Raw genomic sequence first — 271 nt, 5'->3', positions numbered from 1 at the left:
TTCAAACTCAAAAAATGCTTCGGCTGTTTTCTCTGGGTTGTTCATATAGCCTTTTGATACAGCTGGTCCAGATATAATGATTTCTCCTTGCTCACCATTCGGCAGTTTGTTTCCGTCTTCATCAATCACAAAAGTTGGAGAATCCGCTTTGGTATAGCCAATCGGCAAGCGTTTCATATTTGTCAGCATGTCATCCGTTATAGCAACAGCAGATAGAGCCACAGTTGCTTCTGTCGGACCGTAAGCATTAATAATACGTGCATTTGGAAAA

Annotated in this window: 1 protein-coding gene; it reads right to left on the bottom strand. The window is 41.3% G+C overall.

What is annotated here, in order from left to right; translation table 11 throughout:
• Positions 1 to 271: AMP-binding protein (locus tag QP442_RS08485; protein WP_285069798.1), on the bottom strand; the 271-nt coding region annotated here is incomplete at both ends.

This window comes from Pauljensenia sp. UMB1177 (assembly GCF_030217965.1).
Taxonomy (GTDB): Bacteria; Actinomycetota; Actinomycetes; order Actinomycetales; family Actinomycetaceae; genus Pauljensenia; species Pauljensenia turicensis_A.
Note: the sequence above shows the minus strand (reverse complement) of the source record. Positions and strands in the feature narration are given on the sequence as shown.